At 40.5% G+C, this 17604-nt stretch carries 18 protein-coding genes and 1 tRNA gene; 8 read left to right on the top strand and 11 right to left on the bottom strand.

Translation table 11 applies throughout. The features are described from left to right. Positions 1-18: 18 nt before the first annotated feature. From ispE to pth, 6 genes are all read left to right on the top strand, one after another. Entirely contained in the window at positions 19-1002 is a 984-nt protein-coding gene (gene ispE / locus NT178_12920) for a 4-(cytidine 5'-diphospho)-2-C-methyl-D-erythritol kinase (protein ID MCX5813425.1), read from the top strand. Then, positions 953-1222, top strand: a complete 270-nt coding sequence (spoVG, locus tag NT178_12925) for a septation regulator SpoVG (GenBank protein MCX5813426.1) — start codon at positions 953-955, stop codon at positions 1220-1222. Before ispE ends, spoVG begins: the two co-directional genes overlap by 50 nt. A gap of 14 nt (positions 1223-1236) precedes the next feature. Next, positions 1237-1308 (top strand) — tRNA-Gln (locus NT178_12930). 19 nt (positions 1309-1327) lie between these two features. Beyond that, complete coding sequence (locus tag NT178_12935; GenBank protein ID MCX5813427.1) at positions 1328-2263, top strand: ribose-phosphate pyrophosphokinase; 936 nt, start codon at positions 1328-1330, stop codon at positions 2261-2263. An 83-nt stretch (positions 2264-2346) separates the two neighbouring features. Continuing rightward, complete coding sequence (locus NT178_12940; GenBank protein ID MCX5813428.1) at positions 2347-2958, top strand: 50S ribosomal protein L25; 612 nt, start codon at positions 2347-2349, stop codon at positions 2956-2958. Positions 2959-2971: 13 nt separating this feature from the next. Next, a complete protein-coding gene (gene pth / locus NT178_12945) occupies positions 2972-3529 on the top strand; it encodes an aminoacyl-tRNA hydrolase (protein MCX5813429.1) in 558 nt (185 codons plus the stop codon). A 50-nt stretch (positions 3530-3579) separates the two neighbouring features. Here the strand turns inward: pth and NT178_12950 are convergent, their stop codons facing one another. From NT178_12950 to NT178_12995, 10 genes are all read right to left on the bottom strand, one after another. Continuing rightward, positions 3580-6108: an ATP-binding protein gene (locus NT178_12950; GenBank protein ID MCX5813430.1), complete on the bottom strand. Its 2529-nt coding sequence runs from the start codon at positions 6106-6108 to the stop codon at positions 3580-3582. Positions 6109-6299: 191 nt separating this feature from the next. Beyond that, on the bottom strand, positions 6300-6491 hold the full coding sequence (locus NT178_12955; GenBank protein ID MCX5813431.1) for a 4Fe-4S binding protein: 192 nt from the start codon (positions 6489-6491) through the stop codon (positions 6300-6302). Between the two features lie 2 nt (positions 6492-6493). Then, the gene (locus tag NT178_12960) at positions 6494-8434 is read right to left on the bottom strand and encodes an FAD-dependent oxidoreductase (protein ID MCX5813432.1); all 1941 of its coding nucleotides are present in this window, start codon (positions 8432-8434) and stop codon (positions 6494-6496) included. Between the two features lie 168 nt (positions 8435-8602). Further along, a complete protein-coding gene (locus NT178_12965; protein ID MCX5813433.1) occupies positions 8603-9157 on the bottom strand; it encodes a hypothetical protein in 555 nt (184 codons plus the stop codon). A gap of 214 nt (positions 9158-9371) precedes the next feature. Next, entirely contained in the window at positions 9372-10166 is a 795-nt protein-coding gene (locus NT178_12970; protein MCX5813434.1) for a flavodoxin family protein, read from the bottom strand. A 315-nt stretch (positions 10167-10481) separates the two neighbouring features. Next, a complete protein-coding gene (locus NT178_12975; protein ID MCX5813435.1) occupies positions 10482-11399 on the bottom strand; it encodes a hypothetical protein in 918 nt (305 codons plus the stop codon). Next, positions 11380-11997: a prepilin-type N-terminal cleavage/methylation domain-containing protein gene (locus NT178_12980; protein MCX5813436.1), complete on the bottom strand. Its 618-nt coding sequence runs from the start codon at positions 11995-11997 to the stop codon at positions 11380-11382. Before NT178_12980 ends, NT178_12975 begins: the two co-directional genes overlap by 20 nt. After that, entirely contained in the window at positions 11954-12334 is a 381-nt protein-coding gene (locus NT178_12985) for a hypothetical protein (GenBank protein ID MCX5813437.1), read from the bottom strand. The genes NT178_12980 and NT178_12985 overlap by 44 nt, the downstream gene beginning before the upstream one ends. A 17-nt stretch (positions 12335-12351) precedes the next feature. Beyond that, positions 12352-12903, bottom strand: coding sequence for a prepilin-type N-terminal cleavage/methylation domain-containing protein (locus NT178_12990; GenBank protein ID MCX5813438.1), 552 nt, complete (start codon positions 12901-12903; stop codon positions 12352-12354). 2 nt (positions 12904-12905) lie between these two features. Beyond that, the gene (locus NT178_12995; protein MCX5813439.1) at positions 12906-13655 is read right to left on the bottom strand and encodes a glycosyltransferase family 2 protein; all 750 of its coding nucleotides are present in this window, start codon (positions 13653-13655) and stop codon (positions 12906-12908) included. A gap of 93 nt (positions 13656-13748) precedes the next feature. Here NT178_12995 and NT178_13000 point away from each other — a divergent pair, with 93 nt between their 5' ends. After that, the gene (locus NT178_13000) at positions 13749-14735 is read left to right on the top strand and encodes an AAA family ATPase (GenBank protein MCX5813440.1); all 987 of its coding nucleotides are present in this window, start codon (positions 13749-13751) and stop codon (positions 14733-14735) included. Then, positions 14732-15370 (top strand): response regulator, encoded by a 639-nt coding sequence (locus tag NT178_13005; protein MCX5813441.1) that lies wholly within the window; start codon positions 14732-14734, stop codon positions 15368-15370. The genes NT178_13000 and NT178_13005 overlap by 4 nt, the downstream gene beginning before the upstream one ends. An 88-nt stretch (positions 15371-15458) precedes the next feature. Here NT178_13005 and NT178_13010 read toward each other — a convergent pair whose 3' ends face one another. Continuing rightward, on the bottom strand, positions 15459-17603 hold the full coding sequence (locus NT178_13010) for a glycoside hydrolase family 57 protein (protein ID MCX5813442.1): 2145 nt from the start codon (positions 17601-17603) through the stop codon (positions 15459-15461). Position 17604 lies beyond the last annotated feature (1 nt).

Raw genomic sequence — 17604 nt, forward strand, 5'->3', positions numbered from 1 at the left:
AACAGTGAATAGTGAAAAGTGAATAGTGAAAAGATAAAGCAGTATATGCAAGATTCGGAATCCGGAGATAAAAGTGATTTTAATATCCGTAATAAAACCGACATACAACATATCTGTTTGTCCCCTGCAAAGGTCAATCTTTTTTTAAAAGTCCTTTCAAAAAGGGATGATGGTTATCACAATATTGTAAGCATCGTATCACCTGTTTCTCTCTATGATGTGATATATTTTGAAAATCGGGACGATGGAAGTGTAATCGTAAAGGATAACAAAAATTGTCTTCCCGAAGGACAGGCAAATACAATATATAAAGCAGTTATGCTGTTGAAAGAAAGATATGGAGTCAACAAAGGGCTAAAGATATATGTGGAAAAACATATACCGATAGGCAGCGGCCTCGGCGGTCCAAGCAGTAATGCCGCTGCCGTTTTAAGGGAACTCCCGAAATTATGGGGGCTAACCATAGATCATACAGATCTTGTGGAGATGGGAAAGGAAATAGGCGCTGATGTTCCTTTATTTCTTAACGACGGACCATGCATAATAAGGGGGATAGGCGAGAAGGTATCGCCTATCGAATTGCCCCGTTTATGGTATCTTATCGTCTATCCTGATGTGGCGTTAAAGACCCCTGATGTATACGGAGGCATAAAAATCGTATTGACAAAAGGCAAAAATGATATTAAATTGAGGAAAAATTTTGAATCTGTTCAAGAAGTTGCAGGCATCCTGGAAAACGATCTTGAGAAGGTCGCTATATTAATGTGTCCAAAAATTAAGACATTAAAAGAGAGGTTGATCGAAGCAGGCGCTTTTGGTGCGCTGATGAGTGGCAGTGGCTCTTCCGTTTTCGGTATATTCGAAAATGAGGAGCAAGCAAAAAAAACATTGATATCTTTCGGTGATATGAAAAGTGCATTTATTGCACATAGCATACATAAGGGGGAGTTATATGGACATAACAGATATCAAGATTTTTCCGGTAGCAGAGAAGAGGGTTAAGGCATACGCATCAATTGTATTTGACGATTGTTTCATTGTGAGAGATTTAAAGGTGATACACGGAGACAGCAAGCTTTTTGTTGCAATGCCGAGCAAGAAAATGAAAGATGGTTCTTATAGAGACACAGTCCATCCTTTAAACAATGCTACCAGGCAGAAAATTGAATTGAGTGTGATTGAAGCATACGAAAAAGAGGCCCATAAAAAACAACATGAATAAATCATAAAAACTATTGGGGTGTCGTCAAGCGGTAAGACACAGGCCTTTGGAGCCTGGATTCGGAGGTTCGAATCCTCCCGCCCCAGAATTTTGAAGGAGCGTTAAGTGGATAAATTAAGGGTATTTACAGGAAATGCTAACGTTGAGCTTGCAGATAAGATATGTAAGTACCTGGACATTCAACCGGGTAAAGCAAAAGTAGGCAGGTTCAGCGACGGTGAAATTCAGGTAGAAATTGTGGAAAATGTAAGAGGGATGGATACCTTCCTCGTTCAGCCCACCTGTCCTCCCGTAAGCGATAATCTTATGGAACTCCTGATCATGCTTGATGCAGTTAAGAGGGCTTCAGCAAAAAGGATAACTGTAGTAATACCATACTACGGTTATGCAAGACAGGACAGGAAGGTGGTGCCAAGAACATCCATATCGGCAAGGCTTGTCGCCAACCTGATTACTTTGGCAGGCGCTTCAAGGATACTCGCCATGGATTTGCATGCCGGACAGATTCAAGGTTTTTTTGACATCCCTGTTGATCACCTTTATGCTTTACCTGCACAGTTTGAATATTTGAAAAAGATTGAAGGGGAAATCATTATCGTGTCGCCTGATGCAGGCGGGGTAGAACGTGTAAGGGAGCTTGCAAAGCGTATAAATGCATCAATTGCCATTATAGATAAGAGAAGAGAACAAGCGAATGTCTCAAGGGTTATGAACATTGTCGGTAATGTAAGAGATAAAACAGCAATACTTCTGGATGATATGATTGATACCGGCGGCAGCATTGTTCAAGCAGCCGAAGCACTTATTGAAAACGGCGCAAAGACTGTTTATGCTTGCTGTACTCATGCGGTACTTTCAGGGAATGCAGTTGAAAGAATAAATAACTCGCCAATAAAAGAACTCATTGCGACAAACACAATCCCCCTGTCGGAAGAGGCAAAAAAAGTTGAGAAAATCAAGGTGCTTGATGTCTCTTCAATACTTGGTGAAGCAATCAAGAGGATACATAGAGACGAATCTGTAAGCTCTTTGTTTATATAGAAGCAGTTGACCCCACATCGGCTTCAGCCGTCGGCGGGTCAACTTTTAATTCTTCATTTTGTAATAAAACGCTGGAGGTTTGAATGGAAGAGATATTAATTAATGCAGATACCAGAAAGGGTAAGGGTAAGTCCCTTGCAAAGAAGATAAGAAAAGAAGGAGGCATCCCTGCAATTTTATACGGCAAGGATATTGAATCCTTACCTATTACAATCTCGTTAAGAGAGTGGGAAAAGCTCCGCAAGCAATTGAAAAGGAATACAATCCTTACGATGAAGCTGCCTGAGAGCACCGGTACTTTAGACAGACCTGTCATGGTGAAGAAAGTGCAAAGGACCGTAATCGGCGATACCATTTGTCATATTGATTTTTTGCAGGTTTCCATGAAAAGAAAGATCGAGGTGGAGATACCCATATACTTGACCGGTATAGCAATAGGTTTGAAAGATAATGGAATTGTTGAGCAGCATTTAAGGACAGTTATGGCCGAGTGTCTTCCATCTCAGATACCGGAAAGGGTGGATGTTGACATAACAAACCTCGGCATAGGGGATTCCGTTCATTTACACGAGATAGTTGTACCGGGGGTAAAGTTCCTTGAAAACCCTGATGTTGCAATAGTAACGATTATCCATACCGCAGGCGAGGAAAAGGCTCTGACCGAGGAAACTGTGGTAGCCGAAGAAAAGAAGTAGGGGCAAGGGTTTTTTGTTTTTATTGTGCGGTCTTGGAAACAAAGGCTCTGAATATCAATATACAAGGCATAATATCGGCTATCTTGTAATAGACCGGTTTTCGGAAAAATTCCACATCCCGGTAAAAAAGAAAGTCTGTGGTTGCAGGATAGGCATGCATGAAAATGTGGTCATCGCAAAACCGGACACTTTTATGAATATCTCAGGCGCACCTGTTTCATCTCTTGCAGGGAAAATGGGTATAACGCCTGAGGATCTCATCCTCATTCACGACGACCTTGATATGGAATTCGGTAAAATCAGGATAAAACTGAACGGGGGAGACGGTGGACACAGAGGCGTCAGATCCGTTGCCGATGCCCTGCAATCAAAACTTTTTTACAGGGTAAAAATCGGGATCGGCAGAAATCCGCTTATGGAGCCGGAAGACTATGTGCTTTCCGTTTTCAGGAAAGAAGAAAGGGAAATACTGATAGAATCTTTAGATAGAGCGGCAGATGCAATACATACGTTTATCTTTGAAAGTAAAGAAAAGGCGATGAGTATGTATAACAAGAAAGATACATTGTAATATCATGTTGCCTACATTTGCCCATCTTTGATTTGTAATTGGAATAATGATCATCTATCCAACACTTCCCTGACCTTCAGCAATAGCTCATCAGGTGATAACGGCTTTGAAATGAAGTCAACTGCTTCATCATGAATACCTTTTTCGAGGACAACATCACCGGTATACCCGCTGGTAAAAAGAACTTTGATATGTGATTTAATCTTCCTTATCTCCTCATATACCTCTTTCCCATTCTTCCTGGGCATAACTACATCGAGGATGAGGAGGACTACCGAATCTTTATGTTCCATAAAAGTCTTTATGGCATCCTCCCCGTCTATAGATTCAATAACTGTATATCCTTTGCTATGTAATATTTTTCTTATGAGCACCCTTATGTCAAGATTATCTTCTGCAATAAGGATTGTCTCTGTCCCGCCTTTTACATCCAAGGGAGCACGTTCTATTTCTTCAGCTCCATTCTTTATTCTTGGAAGGTATATCTGGAAGGTTGTTCCTTTATTTAGTTCACTGTATGCATTTATATACCCGTTGTGCTGTTTGACGATGCCATAAACCATAGAGAGGCCAAGACCCGTTCCCTTCCCCACTTCTTTGGTGGTAAAGAAGGGCTCAAAGATCTTTTCTCTCGTCTTTTCATCCATCCCGCAACCCGTATCGGTTACAGAGATCAAGGCATATTTACCAGGTTCAGCAAACCGGTAAATTTTTACAAATTCATTATCCAATTCAACTCCGCTTGCCTCTATAACAAGTCTCCCACCTTTTGGCATGGCATCACGTGCATTTGCAGCAAGGTTCATTAATACCTGGTCTATTTGTGTTACGTCTGCCATAATGGTAAGATCTGGATCGGCAAGGACAACATGGAATTCTATGTCTTCTGTAACGAGTCTTCTCAGAAGTTTCTCCATCCCTTTTAAAATATTATTAAGTGTATGGGGTTTAAGTGCAATTACCTGTTTCCTGCTGAAGGCAAGAAGACTCTGAGTAAGGTTGGCTGCCTTTTGTGAAGATACGAGGATCTGCTCTACATATAGTTTCTCCGGGTTATCATCTCCCATTTTCATCTTCAAGAGACTTCCGTAGCCAATTATTGTTGTGAGGATGTTATTGAAATCATGGGCTATGCCGCCTGCAAGGGTACCTATGGCTTCCATCTTCTGGCCTTGGCGGAGCTGATTTTCAAGGTGTTTACGTTCAGTGATATTTTCGGCTGTTGTTTCGTAATAAAGTGTTGTACCCATGTTATCAAGGATTGCCCTGGCATTCATGGAGGACCACAGTTTGCTTCCATCTTTGCGGAGATGCTCTGCTTCAAAGCCTTGAACAAATCCATGGGCGTCCAAAATTTCTTTAAATAGTTCACGGTCCTCCGGGTTAACATATATTTGATGTGATATGTCGGTAACCAAGGCTTTCATTTCCTCAGGCGATGCATAACCGTACATCCTGGCGCCGGTAGGATTGATACTTAAATAATGCCCATCCGGAGAAGTCTGAAAAATCCCCATAACAGCATTCTCAAAGATATTGCGGTATCTCTCTTCACTCTTTCTCAGAGCTTCCTCTGTCTTTCGTCTCCGTTCAACTTCCTGAACCAGAATCCGGGTTCTTAACAATATGTAGAATAAAAACCCCATACCAATCATTAAAAAGACAGCGATCAGCATAAACTTGTTCCTTAAACCCTGTAGAGCGCCCAAAAATTCATCTTCAGGCGTAGCAACTACAATGGACCAGAAGTTATTTCCCAAGCGGATGGGCATGAACACAGCCTGTTTTGTTATTTTACTGACGACATCTCCCCGTATTCGATCAAACCGGTAGGTCGCTACACCCTGTTCGCCCCGTATCATTTTTTCCGCCATGGCAAGGATGTCGGGGAAATCCCGGCAATTGTCAAAAACAGAGTTGCCGACATGACCCGGAACCGGGCAGGAAAGCTCAATGCCGCTCTTGTCGATAACCCAGGCATAACCATCCTGGCCGATACGAATATCCTCAACATAACGCTTAGCTAAGAAATAGGATGGAAGGAGCAGTGATATAGAGCCATCAAAGGAACCTTTTTTGAAAACAGGGACATGAACGATTATCGTCTTGAAACCCCGCCTATTGGTAAAAACGTCGCTCACTACGATTTGCTGGGTACGTTTAACTTCCTGGAAATCCTCAATCCTGGTCACAGACTTATGGATCACTTTAGGGTCGTAAGGCTCTGAGTGGAGAATCCGTCCCTGGCTGTCGATTCGAGTGATAATGCTTATATGCTCCGAGTGTAACGAATAATACTCGCGCATCATCCTTTTCCCGGTCTCATCAAAGTCAATAATATGTCTATTTTTCGCCAGATATTGCAACATTGCAATATGGTCATTGAAGAAAATCTCAATCCCCTTGGCAGCCTGCTTAGCGTGGACCATTTGCCTGGCATTGAGATTCTTGAGCATTTCCCGCTTGACGTTCTCATATGTCACATATAGCAGAATATTGCTGACAACTATGAAAATAACTAAAATGACAATATATTTTACGTAACTTATAATAATATTGCCTGCTGCCCTTTCCTTCACTCCTCGCATCTCCTTGCTGTTTTTAAACCCTATGTCCGAAGTAGCCGGGTACCCGCAAAAAGGGTGTTGACTGTACATCCTTACGGCAATATCCGCAGAGCGGGCGTACCGACCTGCTCATACATAATTATATCACATGTTGATAACTTTTGGGAGATGCGGTTGCAATATTTGCATACCGCAAACAACTCTTATTCAACAGAATCGGGAAAGATTATTCTGATTGCCTCAACAGGACATTCGGCAGCACAGAAGCCGCACTCTTCGCATAGCTCTTCCTGAATTCGAACTTTTTCATCTTCTAAAAAAAGGGCCAGCGGCGGACAAACTTCTACGCATGCGCCGCAACCCGTACATGAAGTTTTTTCAATAACCGGTATCATAACTATATCTCCATTCCAAGACGATAACCATCGTGTATAGCGTTGAGCAGCCTTCTCGGCTTTTTTGCATCACCGATAAAATAGACCTCTTTTTTACCTTTATCCAGAATATTGCTCCAGCCTGATGCAATATTCCTCTGCGCTATAACAATGCTGTCAAACCCTATCGTCTTGACTTCTCCCTTAACTGTAATACTCAATTCATTCTCGTTTACTGCCGTGACTTTTGAGTTCAACATGATATTCGCCTTTTTCTTTTTTAATAATTGTATGTACTGCCACAGATAAAAGGGATTCACATCACGACCAAGCTTGCCGCTGCTTTCTACAATCGTAATATTGTATTCCCCGTTTTTTAAAAGATAAATTGCCGTGCCAAGCCCCGCACCTTCGCCGCCAATAATTGCTACGCGTCTCCCAGGCATTATCCCTTTTTCCATAATGTCATTCGGGGTTAATGTTTTTATCGAAAACAATGCGGCAGGTATGTTAATATCAGCGCCTGCAGCAATTATGACTGTGTCTGCATCGCTTTCATCAAACATTCGAGAGGTAAATTCAACACCAAGCCTTATATCAACACCGTTACGCCGGCATTCGCCTTCAAGATATCTGACCGGCCTCATCAATTCTATTGCTCCTTCATCAACCTTTGATGCAAGTATTATACTCCCGCCCAAGTAATCGCCCTTCTCGTAGAGCGTAACTTTATGACCTCTTTTTGCCGCCACAGCAGCGCACTGCAATCCTGCCGGCCCTCCTCCGATAATAATGATATTCTTCCTCTTTTCTACAGAGGCAAAACCGTAGTATCCCCATTTGTCTTCATTTTCATGACCCAAGGACGGTCTTACAGAGCACATAATGGGCTGGTGAAAATAAAGGCGTGAAAAGCAGACATTGCAGGCAATACAGGGAATAATCTCATCCTCCCTGCCCTCTTCAGCCTTCCGGGTGATTTCGGGGTCGGCGATCATGGGACGGCACGCCTCCCAGAAGTCAATTTTGCCTTCAGCAATTGCCCGCTCCGGTATCTCCGGCAGAAACTGGCGGAAAGCCATCATGACCGGGACATTTACCACCTTCTTTATTGTCTCAGCCACATAGAGCCAATGCCCCATAGGCACATCCCTTGTGATTACCGATTGGGAAGACTCGTGCCAGCCTATAGTTACACTCAGGTAATCCGCCCCGGCCTCTGCTGCAAGGCGAAAGCTCTCTATGCTCTCTTCGACGGCATTCCCTCCCCGGTCATCAAGAAGCTCAAGACCACATAAACGGATGCCTACAGGCACGGCACTGCCCACTTCCGCTTTGACACCCTGTATAATTTCCATCATAAGGCGGCATCTGGCCCGTATATCACCACAGTACTCGTCCTGTCGTTTATTTGTGTAGCGTGAAATAAATGTAGAGATGAGGTAGCCCACTATACCAGACAGCTCTATTATGTCGTAGCCTGCTTTCACTGCCCTTCGTGCAGCCTTTATATGGTCATTTACCGATTCTTTTATCTCTTTTGCCGTAATTTCTCTCGGAGCTTTAAAATATGACAGTTTCTGAGGCACAATTGACGGCATGAGACAATAATCAAGGTCTACGCCCCCTTCCCTTCCGCAATGCAAAATCTGAATGCAGGATAATGCCCCGTTGTCCTTAATAACTTCGGCAATCCGTGCAAGTCCTGGTATAAAACGGTCATCGTCAATGCTCATCATACCCTTAAAGCCCTTACCCTCTCCTTTTGAGTCCGGATATGCGCCCTGGGTAGTTACAATCCCTGCTCCGCCTTTTGCCTGCGCCTCCATGTATGCCACTTCCCTATCGGAGACATAACCGTCGCCGTAATTGAAATTTGTCTCGGTTGCAGCATATTTAATACGGTTCTTTATTATAAGGGGCCCGATGCGTCCCAATGAAAAAATATGGGGGTATTTCTCCATGTGTTTTCCTTTTTATTTTATTCCGGCTTTCTGAATATTGCTTTATCATAGTGAGCATCTGGAAGTCAAGCAGCTCACAGAAACTCGTATCGTATCTTAACTGCAGTGAATAGTCGTTAGTGAATAGCGTTTCTCACACCTGAGGGGGTCTTTTCTTGCCATATAGGATCATAGGCACCTGTTGTTGTACAAAACACAAAAAAACTGTAGTTCATCAAGGAGTTTTTCAATGTCTTCTCTTATGTATGTTCCAAGGCCTTTTTCAAAAGTTGCCTTCATGGATACAAGACCTTTAACCTGTTTTTTAGCGGGCATGGGCTTCTTATTAGCAGGGTCAGGTTTGACATTTTTGTATGCGATGAACATTCTTCCCAGTATGGTATTAGTTACAGGCGTCTTCATGACAGCATCGAATATTTTTATACGATCAGGGCATTCGAGTTTTGCAGCAAAAATATACCCCTGGGAAACAGAGAGATTTCCTGCCTGAATTGCTGCCTGAATTTCAGGATGCAGTTTTAAAAGTGAAATTGTGCGATGCATCGTCTGTATTGATTTTGCAGAGATTTTAGAAATTGTTCTCACAGTGAGAACAATTTCCTCCGGGAGGGTTTCAGGCTTAAAATTATACCTTACTAACTCGCTCATCGCCCCGGCCACATCATACCCCTTATCAGGATGTTTTGCCTGGATATATAAAATTATGCCTTTCGCCTGATCCATGGGATTAAAGTCTTCACGCTGGAGATTCTCTGTAAGTTGAAGGGCTATGATCTCATCTATTTCCCTGCCTGCTTCTATAACCCGTATTGGTACGGATTCAAGTCCGAGTTGCCGGGAATGTACAGAAACTCAGGGTTTACACATGTCTTCTTCGTTGCCATATCGCCCTTTTTTTTATTAATATCGAAGCCTTACAGATACTCCGTATGACTGCTTAATGGTCAGACATGTGCATAGCAGCTTTTTGGAATATCTTTTCCATAATCATTTTGTTTTTTCTGATAAAACTGAATTTTAATATAAATTCAACCGGTTTTGGCATGTCAATAATATTTTGATTTACTATTTTTTGAGTTTTATTTGAACATTTCCCATATTTTACCAGTTCTTCCCCTGCCTTAATAAATGCTTCATAGACAAACCTAATTTTTGGGTATTTGGTTTCTTTTTCCTTATCTTTACCGTGTCCTACCAGCAAGCCTGATTTTCTTACTAAAATGCCTACTAAAGGAGCATCAAGAAATTTCGAAAAGGTTTTAAAATACGAGATAACATTTTTTGATGTTTCAGATTCAAAATTATCCTGACAGGTCAGAAGAACAAAAGGTTTGGAAATCAATTTTCTTTCTATATGATGAAAAAACAGTCCTGAATCTGACAATGCAAGTATTGATGAATCACCGGTTGACGTTACTCTATCCAGGAAGACTTTCATCAATCCGGTCATATTGAATATATATATCGGCGTCGCATAAACAAGTATATCAGCGGTTCTCATAATATCAAACAGCTTGCCGACATCGTCTTTTTCATCATAAACACATTTCAGATAACTTTTTTGAGTATGACATACCCGGCAGCCCAGACAATGATTGATTCTTTGTTCGGCAAGAACTATTGACTCACATTGGGCGCCGGCATTTACGGCACCTTCAAAAAGTTTGTCAATGAGAAATTGTGTATATCCGTTCTTTCCACGATGACTTCCATTGATAGCAACTATTTTCATATTATTTCATCCTCTGACTTCTCAACTACCTTCGCTTACCGTCAAATAATGGATACCAAAATGTTCCCGGGGAAGTCAAGAAAGTATTATAAATGTCTGTCGTCGTAAAATATCTGCTGCTGTGCGTTCCCGCGGGCGGTTATTGGAATCATACAGTTTATAAGGGAGCAAAAAGTGTTCCGGCATAGAATTGGTTAGGGCAACCACGTGATAGCACTAATAACCCCAAAGAGGAGTGGGATTCCAGGCTTGCAGCATATATATAGTTTCAGGGAGATTGAACAAGCAATAAAGACAACTTCTTAATGTTCTTTGCTATATGGTAAAATTTATTGTGACTGACTGTAAATTTAGGTAGTTAGTATCAAAATCAAAATATATTTTCAACTTATATTGACCGGGGATACTATTTGAATTGAAATTTAATATATCCGTTAATGCGCCCGGTTGTACCTGAAAACCCCAGTCATATCCATAAGGTACTTTTGCGCTCGATAGACCGGTACAGCCTGCCCCGCTGAATGTCGGTATACAAATTCCTCTATCTACTCCGGAACCGCTAAGATTTGGATTCGTCCCATCAGATGTATATGAATATCCTAAAATTCCCCCAAGATAAATATTCCGCAAACGATTACTTGTACTACCCCCATCTCTGTTCAGTTCAATATATTTTATATAAATCGAGTTATCGAAAAGGTTTGTCATGGGTATTGAAACACTTCTGCTAGCCAATTCTCCTCCGGGGCACGAAATAGTGTTGCAGTTGGCGTCTAAACATCCCTGTACCGGTTGCTGACAGGTAGCATCCACAATCGGAGTAATAACCAAGCCACTCCCCTGTGAATAACCTGCAAATTTCTCAATTCTTACTTCTCTCTTTCCGACACCGCATTCGCCAGTTGATTTAAGGGCATAATTTGAAGTCGGCGGATTGCCAAGATATTGAACTGTGAACCTGCCCTCCCCAAAATTAATCGTTATTGCATTTCCAGGCGATAACGGGTTTGCAGGATTTAAAAAAGCCCCCGGATTTTCTGTTTTATATCGAATAGCAAATTCAACCCCGGCATTTGCGAGGTTCAGTGCCTGATAAGTCTTAACCGCAACAGGGTAGCTTCTCTGTTTAACATCCATAAAGGAAACAATACCGGCGCCGATAATGCCGACAGCAACGATAATTCCCATAAGAATAATAAGAGTCATGCCTTTATCAGTAAATTCTATCTTCATAGCAACCCCCGAAATCCCTCCCTGTAAATACACAATTGCCTGTTGTCGTATAATTCTTCGGACAAATGTTTGTAACATAGTTCTGTGTAAGGCCGCCCTGAGAAACTGAAACCGCTACCTGTACAGCAGCGTTTTGCGGTAATACCCCTGTTGGCGTAACAGTAAAATTTGTTATATTCCTGCCTATAATCTTGTTAACCGTATAGCTTGCGCTTGAAGTACCGGAATCTCTGTAAATGTCTGTGCCTGATAACCTGAATCTCACATATATATTACTGCTGCTGTCTGTCGCAATGGCATGACTTCTCTGGAAGGCAATGATGCTGCCTGCAACAGTAACCGACTTTGCATCCCTTATTTCCCTGGAGATTCTTTCAGCTATATATGCAGCTTCCTGATGAATAGTTCTCTGACTTTCCATTGACGTATAAACCTTCGTAAGATTAATAAAAAAAGAAAAGGTAAATAAAGCAATAACAGAGAGGATAACGATGGTTATTATCATCTCCATAAGCGTAAAGCCATGGCATTGTTTGAGAACGCTTATATACCCTTTAAAATGGTCTTTGCGTGACAATGGTAGATACCGTATATTCATAATTGTTCGGCTCTTTCACATAAACAACAATTTTTTTATATTTCGTATAATCTGTTATTGGAGGACTGATTGTAGATATATCAGCCGGGGCCAATTGATTAATCGTCCATCTCCATTGATAACCTGTATTCCCGGGCACTGTAATATATGTTGCCTGTGCTGCAGGAAGGCTGATGAACGGATTTCGCGTTATGTCTTCCATCTTCTGCTCTGCTATAAACCTTGCCTTTGTGATTGATTCCGGGGCAGTCCCGCTCTTTATCGCCCCTGAAAATCCGATAAAAGCAAGGGGCACAAATATCCCTGCAATAACGATAAACATTATGAGCTCAATCATTGTGAATCCTTCTCTCTTCAAGGCAGTTCCTCTACTTTTCCCGTAATTGCCCATACCTTTATCTGCTTCGGCCCTATTGCGATTGTCTGGTCTCCACCCGCAGTGGGTTCTCCAAGGGAGTTAAAAGTAAACGTTATTGTTGTGCCTGCAACAGCGTTTCCCGGAAATGTCCTGGGTTCTCCAGCCATATTATAAGCACCGGAACCATTCGTAAATAAAATGCTCTTAGGGGACATAGTGCCCATTGCAAGAGTTTGAACATATTGGATATCCGCAGCCGCCTGGTCCACTCCTGCAACAGTGCTTGTTTCAGAAGTGGAAAAAAATCTGTATCCTATGGATATGGCAAGTATACCGATAATAATAATTACAATGATTGTCTCAAGTAATGTAAAACCCTGTGAACAAGATTTTGAATTTTGAATTTTGAATTTTGAATTGAAAAGCAAAAACATTACTGGGAACGGGCGGCGTATCACGTACAGTAGAGAATTATGTCTTAATGCTGAACCCTTACCGCCGACATCTGAGTTCTGACTATTGACCCCTGTCTTTTGAACCTTGAACACATTTACTTCCTGAAAAGATTATATTTTATGATGGTAAACACGGCCTTTGCTCCATCCCTCCATGTAATCTTCTTTCCTTCCTCATAGCTTCTGCCGTAATAAGAAATAGGTACTTCATATATCCTGCAGCCCTTCCTTGCCATTTTTGCTGTAATTTCAGGCTCAAAACCAAACCTGTCAGATTCTATCCGTATCCCTTCCAGCATCTCTTTTTTAAATACCTTATAGCATGTTTCCATATCCGTGAGGTTTAGATCGGTAAGCATATTAGACAACAAAGTGATCAGCTTATTGCCCACATAGTGCCAGAAATAAAAGACCCTGTGCGTTCCTCCTAAAAATCTCGATCCATAAACAACATCAGCTTTTCCTTCAATAATAGGTTCAAATAGTGTTGGATAGTCCTTCGGGTCATACTCCAAATCCGCATCCTGTATAACTATAATATCTCCTTTGGCAGCTTTTATACCACTTCGGATAGCTGCGCCTTTTCCCATGTTTTTTTCATGAAATATGACCTTTGCATCGGTTAAAAATCCTCCCTTACCCTCATCCAATATGGGGTTGGCAGAGGTGGTGAAATGTGAACTGTGAACCGTGAACCGTGAACTTAAGTATTCCCTTGTCCCGTCTTTTGAGCCATCGTCTACTATAATAATTTCTTTATTATAGGGCGTATCTTCCACTTTTTTTAGCACATGGGAAATTGTATTGATTTCATTATATGCAGGAATTATCACTGATATAAGCATTTATAAAATATTATACATAAAATTATACAAATAACGAGAGCATTATCAAATATTTCTTGCATAATACTCAAATATTCTGTAAAAGTAAATCAAATGGACATTCCATATCTGGAATACTTTAGTCTCAATGAAAAACCCTTTGGGCTGACGCCTGACCCACTTTTTTATTATGAATCCACAACGCACAGGGAAGCCATTGACCACCTTAAGTTTTTTCTATCCCAAAAGGAAGGGTTTGCTTGCATTTACGGCGATGTGGGTACCGGAAAAACCGTATTGTCCCGTACTTTTTTAGGTTCACTTGATAAATCACTATACAACACTGCTCTTATATTAAATCCGATAATGGATGAAAAAGAGTTTTTGCTTGAAACCTTAAAAGAGCTCAATATTTCTCACGACAACCCATCAAAAAAAGAAATGTTTGACAAATTTCAGTTGTTTCTTCTTGAGGAATTTAAAAAAGGAAAAGAAACCATAATAATAATTGATGAGGCGCAGCTTCTTTCAGATGATATGCTTGAATTTATCAGGGTTCTGTCAAATCTGGAAACAGAAAAGGAAAAGATACTTCACACAATCCTTTTCGGCCAACAAGAACTGATAGAAAAGTTAAAAGAACCGCGAATGAGGTATTTATCCCAAAGAATAACCGTTATATACCGGCTGAAGCCTCTTTCCTTGAGAGAGGTTAACCTTTACATAACCCATAGGCTGCTCAAAGCAGGTTCAAAGGGATTTCTGCAGTTTAAAGACGATGCAATCAAGCTTATTTATTCTGCATCAAAGGGATATCCAAGGATCGTTAATGTTATCTGCGACAGATGCCTGATTCTTCTCTATTCAAAATCCGAAAGGACAGTCGATGAAGATATTGTAAATATGGTGCTTCAAGAGGAGAGTATTTCTACATTGGCGGAAATGATTAAAATTAAAAAAAGGCTTCCTGCGCTTCCCTACCTTATAGCAGCATTAATCGCAGTTATTCTCCTCCTATCATCTTTATTTAATTTGATTCCAATAGAAAAAATTATCCATAATATATTAACATCTAATACATATAAGGGGGGCTTCAAATGAAAAAAATACTTATTGCAGACAAAGATGAAAGTTTAAAGGATGCTTTTCGCGTTGTGTTCCCCAGCGATGAATACGAAATATTATTCACTTCAAACGGCAGAGAAGTTGAAAAGATCGTAGAAGAATATCGGCCCGAAATATATATTCTTAACACCAGCCTGGATAGAAGAAACGGTACAGATGTTTATGAAGACCTGAAAGAAAAAAATATGCTCCAGAATGTACGGTTTTTTTTCATGAAAGACGAAGGCATAGAATCAGATTTATCCGGTTATCAGATTGAGGGTGTCATTGAAAAACCTATTAATTTCTTTAGAGTCCATCAAATGATAGATAAAGAAGACGTTCTTCCTGAATTAAAAATTACAAAGAAAATAGAAGATAATGAAATCCAGAGAACTCAATCATACAGCGCTTTACCGAAAGAAAGAATGACCGTACTCGAAAATGAGTTGAAAAAAATTATTTATGATTCAATAGAAAGCATAAAGATGAGCATTGTAGATAAAATAACGCCAATAATCAGTCAATATATAGAAGAATACACAAAAAAGATTTTAAACGATGCAGCAGAAAAAGTTATACGGAATGAAATGGATAAGCTTTTGAGCTTAATAAGGGAATCAAGAAAATAACCATAGATTCCTACGAACAAAACAATACTCCGCTTATGGTATGAGTGGGCGACCCCCTTACGGGGCATGCGTGAGCCCCGGTAATTGTCTATACGTACCACATTTCCATTTCAAAGTCCTCGGAAGGCACCTTGATTGTAATATATCCTCTTACAGGAATTCTATCTACCGGCATCTCCTTTATCTTCACGGAAGACCATATATTGATCTTGTCGCCGGTGCTAACACCAAGGGACTTAAAAGCAACCTCAATTTCAAGAATGTCAGAGAAGGCTGCTTTTAAAGGCAAAGGACTTTCAATTAATCCCCCCTTCACATGGTAAACAGATTCAAAAGTTCCCTTTCCTTCAATATTTATCTCAAAAGAAAGATCATTAATATTCTGGATAAAAGATTTATCTACGTCTACTCTCATATACAATGAACGTTCATCAAATCCAAAATAGAACCCTTTCATAAGTAAAACAGAATCATGCATTGCAGCCCCGTGCCCCTTCCCTTCTATAAAACCGGAGCCCATCCATTCAAAATAGTTCGATACCCCTCCATCTATTTTTGGGTGTATAAAATTCACAGGTTCTCTTGTCGGTTTTACTTCCCTATCTTTAAGTATTACAGGAATGTTTAATTTTTCGGGAGGCTCTTCACCTAAAAATCTATAAACATTTGAGAGATTCTCACGAAAGAGAAAATCGAATACTTCGTCGCTCTCCGATGAATGCTCGTCGCCGTACCACCAGTTCCAGTCACTGCCCTCAGCAATATACACGGATTCCCAGGCGTTTTGATTCAGCCCATCAGGGTCTTTTGCTTCCAAAAAATCTCTCGTCTCGGAAAGCAAAGTCCAGCTTGTATTGTCCTCTACATGACCAATCCATATGGAAAAATTATTGCTGATCCATGAGCCTGCAAAACAGTGTGACAGCGTACCGATATCTTTTGTATCTTTAAGTATCTCAGAAACGGTCTGGCAAACAATATCTTTCTCCTTCAATATACCCTCATAAAGATATTTAAAAAAATCTCTTCCATCGTTCCTGTAGCTCTCCCATGCATTTTCTCCATCCATAACGATTGCAACCAGAGGTTTCTGGATTTTGTCTTTTACGGATTCCCCTATCTTTTTTACCCTTCTTATTAAATCCATTGCCGCATCTTTAGGGTCTGATTTGGAATAATGGAAAGAAATAAGATCGGATAAATATTTATCCCTGAAAACAATGTTGATTTTTTTGCCTGACTTTTCAAGGCAATACGGCCTGTATAACACTTCAGGATTTATAAGAAAACCTTCGTTGTCTCTTTTACCTTCCTGATTCAGACTTTTATAAAGAATTTCCTCATCTGTTGCGACCCATTCAATACCATGCTCCATGTATAATTGAAGGGCATTATCACTCACAGAGCCTTCCGGAGGCCACATACCTTTCGAATTAAATTGAAATGTCTGATAAAAAAATTCTTTCGCTTTGCTTATTTGGGCTGATGCATCTTTCGGGCTGGCAAAGAGTTTCTCGGGCAAACTGCAATCAGGCATTGCATCCCTTGCAATCCTGTTGTCAATTAAAAGCGGGATTATGGGGTGATAAAAAGGTGATGTAGAAAGCTCTATTGTGCCATTTAATGAAAGTTCTTTGCAAAGTGGGATAATGCCCTTTAAAATATCTTTCTGAACATTTTCTAATATACGCTTATCGTCTTCGCCGTATCCCTTGCCTTTAGATTTCAAATATTTCAAATCGTCATAATGCTCATAAAACAACGGATCAATCCAGGAAAGAAAAAATAAAACCTGTATATCCTGGAAGTCTTCATCATTAAAATAACCTAAAATATCTTTAATATGCTCTTTAGGATAATAAAACCCTCTCTTCCGTAAAAGTTCATAATATCTCGGGAAAGGTCTTATCATATTGTCCCAGTTTGCATTAAAAAAATTCACCAATAAAAATATTTTTTCATTTTCGGACAGATCTTTAGGCGTCTTTTTGAATATATCCAGATATGTATCTTTTACATTTAAATCTTCGTAATCAATAAGCTGCAGCAACAGCGAAGGGACAAAATTAAAATTCTGCCTTATACCGTCAAATTCTTTTAACAAAAAGGGCATATCATAGTAATCTTTCGTGCCGTGAAGCAGCACCCAGGGGAGCATGTATTCACCGGTGTAAAGGTTTTTATAGTACGGTTGGTGCATATGCCAGATGAATGAAAGGTAAATATTATCCATA

The organism is Pseudomonadota bacterium, assembly GCA_026388255.1.
Lineage (GTDB): Bacteria > Desulfobacterota > Syntrophorhabdia > Syntrophorhabdales > Syntrophorhabdaceae > JAPLKB01.